The organism is Rhizobacter sp. P2_H2, assembly GCF_056403375.1.
The window spans coordinates 1-3,079 of record NZ_JBFUFP010000664.1; the positions used below are offsets into that span (position 1 = coordinate 1).

The following is a 3,079-nucleotide window of genomic DNA, read 5'->3' on the forward strand; positions in this document are numbered from 1 at the left end:
GACCTGGGACGACCCGAACCACATGAAGTTCTTCAACGACGGCGCGGTGAACTACCCGTACCTGAGCGACGGCATGTGGTTCCTGACGCAGCACAAGCGCTGGGGGCTGCTGAAGGAGCACCCGGACTACCTCGGCGTCGCGAAGCAGATCAACCAGATCGAGCTTTACAAGCAGGCCGCGAGCGCGATGAAGGTGAACGTGCCGAAGGAGCCGCTGCGCAGCGCGAAGCTGATCGACGGCGTCGTCTGGGACGGCAAGGAACCGGCGAAGTACGCCGACAGCTTCAAGCTCAAGGCCTGAGCGGGCCACACAGGAGAACGCCATGGTGAGTGCCGTGTTCCATTCCCCGCGCGATGCCGGCGACGAGGCTCCTGCGGCCCCGCCGGTGGTCGTGAGGCCGCCGCCGCTTCCGTCCACACCCGTGCCCGCCACGCCGCCGCCGCGGCGCGCCGTCGACTGGAACGCGCTGCTGCTGAAGGTGCTGCCGCCGGTCATCGGCGTCGCGCTGCTGGTCGCCATCTGGGCGCTGCTGACGATGAAGGGAGGCAGCTTCCCGACGCCGGCCGCCACCTTCACCGAAGCGGTCAAGTTGTTTGCAGATCCGTTCTACAGCAAGGGCCCGAACGACCAGGGCATCGGCTGGAACATCCTGTTCTCGCTGCAACGCGTGGCGATCGGCTTCGGGCTGGCGGCGCTGGTCGGCATCCCGGTGGGCTTCCTGATCGGGCGCTTCAGCTTCCTGAACCACATGGCCTCGCCGCTGATCAGCCTGCTGCGGCCGGTGTCGCCGCTCGCGTGGCTGCCGATCGGGCTGCTGGTGTTCAAGGCGGCGAACCCGGCGGCGATCTGGACGATCTTCATCTGCTCGATCTGGCCGATGGTCATCAACACCGCGGTCGGCGTGCAGCGCGTGCCGGCCGACTACCTGAACGTGGCGCGCGTGCTGAACCTGTCGGAGTGGAAGGTGATGACGCGCATCCTGTTCCCTGCGGTGCTGCCGTACATGCTGACCGGCGTGCGGCTGAGCGTGGGCACGGCCTGGCTGGTGATCGTCGCGGCCGAGATGCTGACCGGCGGCGTCGGCATCGGCTTCTGGGTCTGGGACGAGTGGAACAACCTGAACGTCACGCACATCCTGATCGCGATCTTCGTGATCGGCATCGTCGGGCTGCTGCTCGAATGGGCGCTGATCGCGGTGGCCAAACGCTTCACCTACGAGGAGGTCTGAGCATGACCGGATTCATCGAAGTGCACCAGGCCGAGATGGTGTTCCACACGAAGAAGGGCCGCTTCCACGCGCTGCGCGAGATCGACCTGTCGGTCGCGAAGGGCGAGTTCGTCACGCTGATCGGGCATTCGGGCTGCGGCAAGTCGACGCTGCTGAACCTGATCGCAGGGCTCACGCTGCCCACTGGGGGCTCGCTGATCTGCGACGGGCGAGAGATCGCTGCGCCGGGGCCCGAGCGCGCGGTGGTGTTCCAGAACCACTCGCTGCTGCCGTGGCTCACCTGCCACGAGAACGTGCATCTGGCGGTCGAGCGGGTGTACGGCGCGAGCGAGTCGAAGGCGCAACTGAAGGAGCGAACCCTGGCGGCGCTGGGGCTCGTCAACATGGGGCATGCCGCGGCCAAGCGCCCGCACGAGATCTCCGGCGGCATGAAGCAGCGCGTGGGCATTGCGCGGGCGCTGGCGATGGAGCCCAAGGTGCTGTTGATGGACGAGCCGTTCGGCGCGCTCGATGCGCTCACCCGTGCCCACCTGCAGGACGAACTGCTGAAAATCGTCGCTCGCACGCACAGCACGGTGGTGATGGTGACGCACGATGTCGACGAGGCGGTGCTGTTGTCGGACCGCATCGTGATGATGACCAACGGGCCGGCGGCGACGATCGGCGAGATCCTGTCGATCGAGCTGCCGCGGCCGCGCAACCGTGTCGAGCTCGCCGAGGACCCCAAGTACGTGCACTACCGCAAGGAGGTGCTGGACTTCCTCTACACGCGGCATGGCCACGTCGAGCAGGCCGCCTGAGCCAGCAGTGGCATCCGGACCCTGGTTTTCATCCAAGGATGAGACGGCGTTTGCTGTCCAGCCTGCGCTGAAGCTCAGCGTGCACTTCGGTTTAGTGAATTCGCGAGGAACGGAAAAGCCCTGCGCCACACAGACACACCAAAGCTGGCACAACTCCTGCTAGAACCCAGTCGGCAAGAGCGATGCGCTTGTCGTCTATCTCCTCAGTAGGGCCCAGCCCTTTCCGGACCGCCTGATCCGCGTGGATCAGGCGGTTTTTTTATCTGTGGACGTACCCACGGGAATCAGTGGTTTTCCTTGGCGTGGTTGATCGTGTACTTCGGGATCTCGATCGTCACGTCGGTCTGCGACAGGATCGCCTGGCACGACAGCCGCGATTGCGGCTCCAGCCCCCAGGCCCGGTCCAGCAGGTCTTCCTCGGATTCATCCATCTCGCCGAGCGACGAGAAGCCCTCGCGCACCACCACGTGGCAGGTCGTGCACGCGCAGCTCAGTTCGCAGGCGTGCTCGATCTCGATGCCGTTCTCCAGCAGGGCCTCGCAGACCGAGGTGCCCGGCGTGGCGGTGATCTGCGTGCCGGTGGGGCAGTACTCGGGATGGGGCAGGATCTTGATGACAGGCATGGGGCTCAGACTTCCTCGACGCGTCGGCCGGCCAGCGCCTGCCGGATGCCGCGGTTCATGCGCTCGGCCGCAAAGGCTTCGGTGCCCTTGGCCAGCGCCTCGACGGCGGCGTCGATCTGGTGGTGATCTTCGGAATCGCGGCTGGCTTCGAGCGCCGCGAGCAAGTGGGTGATCGCGGCCTGCTCGTCGGCGCCCAGCAGGTCACCGTCGGCCTCGAGCGCGGAACGCGTCGCGAGCAGCATGCGCTCGGCCTCGACGCGCGATTCGCGCAGGCTGCGCACGCGCATGTCGGCCTCGGCCGTGCTGAAGCTCTCGGTCAGCATGCGCGCGACCTCGTCGTCGGACAGGCCGTAGCTCGGCTTCACGGTGATCGCGGCCTCGACGCCCGACACCTCCTCGCGCGCGCTGACGCTCAGCAGCCCATCGG

4 protein-coding genes and 1 pseudogene are annotated in these 3,079 nt (G+C 66.5%); 3 read left to right on the forward strand and 2 right to left on the reverse strand.

Translation table 11 applies throughout. The features are described from left to right. From AC1D15_RS24325 to AC1D15_RS24335, 3 genes and pseudogenes are all read left to right on the forward strand, one after another. Nucleotides 1-301: pseudogene (locus AC1D15_RS24325) on the forward strand (nitrate ABC transporter substrate-binding protein); the annotation flags it as partial. Between the two features lie 22 nt (nucleotides 302-323). Continuing rightward, the gene (ntrB, locus tag AC1D15_RS24330; RefSeq protein ID WP_477827991.1) at nucleotides 324-1,229 is read left to right on the forward strand and encodes a nitrate ABC transporter permease; all 906 of its coding nucleotides are present in this window, start codon (nucleotides 324-326) and stop codon (nucleotides 1,227-1,229) included. 2 nt (nucleotides 1,230-1,231) lie between these two features. Then, nucleotides 1,232-2,029 (forward strand): ABC transporter ATP-binding protein, encoded by a 798-nt coding sequence (locus AC1D15_RS24335; RefSeq protein ID WP_477827992.1) that lies wholly within the window; start codon nucleotides 1,232-1,234, stop codon nucleotides 2,027-2,029. A 284-nt stretch (nucleotides 2,030-2,313) separates the two neighbouring features. Here AC1D15_RS24335 and fdx read toward each other — a convergent pair whose 3' ends face one another. After that, the gene (gene fdx / locus AC1D15_RS24340; protein WP_047502959.1) at nucleotides 2,314-2,652 is read right to left on the reverse strand and encodes an ISC system 2Fe-2S type ferredoxin; all 339 of its coding nucleotides are present in this window, start codon (nucleotides 2,650-2,652) and stop codon (nucleotides 2,314-2,316) included. 5 nt (nucleotides 2,653-2,657) lie between these two features. Continuing rightward, the coding region (locus AC1D15_RS24345; protein WP_477827993.1) for an Hsp70 family protein at nucleotides 2,658-3,079 on the reverse strand (422 nt) is incomplete at its 5' end.

Excerpts from the sequence above, each read along its gene's own strand:
- ntrB (WP_477827991.1), top strand. The coding sequence starts at position 324 with ATGGTGAGTGCCGTGTTCCATTCCCCGCGCGATGCCGGCGACGAGGCT.
- AC1D15_RS24335 (WP_477827992.1), top strand. The coding sequence starts at position 1,232 with ATGACCGGATTCATCGAAGTGCACCAGGCCGAGATGGTGTTCCACACG.
- fdx (WP_047502959.1), bottom strand. The coding sequence starts at position 2,652 with ATGCCTGTCATCAAGATCCTGCCCCATCCCGAGTACTGCCCCACCGGC.